Annotated in this window: 1 protein-coding gene; it reads left to right on the forward strand. The window is 46.6% G+C overall.

Annotated elements, in window-relative coordinates; translation table 11 throughout:
- Nucleotides 1–60: 60 nt before the first annotated feature.
- A partial coding sequence (locus VN105_RS14290) for a ComEC/Rec2 family competence protein (protein WP_325642006.1) occupies nt 61–2,092 on the forward strand: 2,032 nt, incomplete at its 3' end.

Genomic DNA, 2,092 nt, shown 5'->3' on the forward strand with positions numbered 1-2,092 from the left:
CCAAAACACTTTTGAAAGGTATAAATAAGAGCTTTGTTGTACCTGATAAAGTTAACCTGCATGGAATTTGAATCCACATTGTTTGTAGTGATGTGCTGGAAGCGTGCGCCCTTTCTGCGTATCATTGTACCGTTGCTGGCTGGCATCATCCTTCAGCTGTATCTGCCGGTATATCCTGTTTTATACATTGCATTGATGGGCGTTTGTATTGCCGGTGTGTTGATATTTCGTTTTTTACCGCTACAGTGGCGGTTTACCGCAGCCTGGTTACCCGGTATATTTCTTTTTATATTAATCTCCTGTTGCGGCGGCCTGTTGTTGCATAATGCTGATCTGCGCCACAGTAGAGGCTTTTATGGTCATTGTATTATTGATACGCCATTATATTTATTGCGCATCAATGAGCCTCCGCAGGAAAAAAAACGCTCCTTTAAAACTGTTGCCCGGGTAATAGCGGTTTGCAGGCAGGGCGAATGGATGCCCGTAAAAGGCTATTTACTGCTTTATACGGGAAAAGACAGCGGCTTGCAGGCCCTTCGTTATGGTGATGAACTGATTGTCCGAAAACGGCCCGAATCTGTTAAATTCAACGGCAATCCCGGTACATTTGATTATCAGCAATTCCTGTTAACGCAACGGATTTATCAGCAGTTATATCTCCGCCCGCAGGATTTTTACCGGTTACCACATAATCGCGGCCATCCTGTTCAGCAGCTATTGCTGCAGGCAAGGGAGTATTGTTTGTTTAACCTGAAAAAGTATATCGGCAACGGTCCAGAGGCGGGTATGGCAGAAGCGCTGCTGGTTGGTTACCGCCAGGATCTGGACCGGGAAGTGGTGCAGAGCTACAGCAATACAGGGATCGTACACGTAATAGCCATATCAGGAATGCATCTTGCCCTGTTGTATGGTACGCTGTTGTGGCTTTTGCAATGGTTACGCCCACATCGCTGGATAAATATTACAAAAGCAGTGATCGTTCTGCTGGTGCTATGGGGATTTGCATTGCTTACCGGGGCATCGGCTTCTGTGCTCCGCTCAGCAGTGATGTTTACGGGTATCACTATAGGACGTTTCATATTGTATCGCCACAGTAGCATTTATAATACCCTGGCAGCCTCCGCTACCGTGCTATTATGCTTTGATCCCTACCTGGTGGTAGATGCAGGATTCCAGCTGTCGTATCTGGCGGTACTTGGCATCCTGCTTTTTTATCAGCCGGTTTACCAGCTGTTCCAGTCGAAGCGCAGGTGGGTAGACTGGCTTTGGCAAATGACAGCAGTATCGCTCGCTGCCCAGCTCACCACCACACCTGTGAGTTTATTTTATTTTCATCAGTTCCCCAACTACTTTCTTCCGGCTAACCTGGTAGCTGTGCCCTTATCCACTGTGATAATTTATGGAGAAATAATGCTCCTGTTTGTCGCTCCTTTCGGGTCGCCGGCAGTTTGGCTGGGCAAGGCACTGAAATATCTCATTCTTTCCATGAACAGCTGCGTGGGTTGGATAGGGAACTTACCCGGTGCGCTGATAAGAGATATTCATTGTTCCCTGGCTCAAACCGTGTTACTTTATCTGCTCATCACAGGGCTGGCGCTGTGGCTGCTGGTAAAGTTCAGACCCGGTTTATGGACGGGGTTTTTTTGTACCTGGGCATTTTTTATTGTCCGTGCACGCTGGGTTATAATTTGTGGATTGCAATGCAGTTTGATCGTTTATAACGTACCCGCCTATACGGCAATTGATTGTATTAAAGGTAATAATGTACAATTCGCCGGCAACGATAGTGTTTGGCAGTTGCCCGTGGCACAGCAGCTCCTTAATACGCGCGCCAATCTGCGTGTTTGTGCAGGGAAACTGCCTTCTTTTCAGCAATACGGCCGCCTTTTGAGTTTTCAGGGTAAAAGACTTCTGATCATAGATAGCATGCTGCCTGAACGTCCACCGCCTGAAAAATTGCGGACGGACTATATTTTGTTAACATGTAATCCGGTGGTGAGTATCAGTCGGTTGTGCGACTTTTATACTTTTGATACGCTTATTTTTGCCGCTTCAAACAGTTCAGGAAAGATCAGGAAATGGAAAAATGAAT

Source organism: Chitinophaga sp., assembly GCF_035564935.1.
Classification (GTDB): domain Bacteria; phylum Bacteroidota; class Bacteroidia; order Chitinophagales; family Chitinophagaceae; genus Chitinophaga.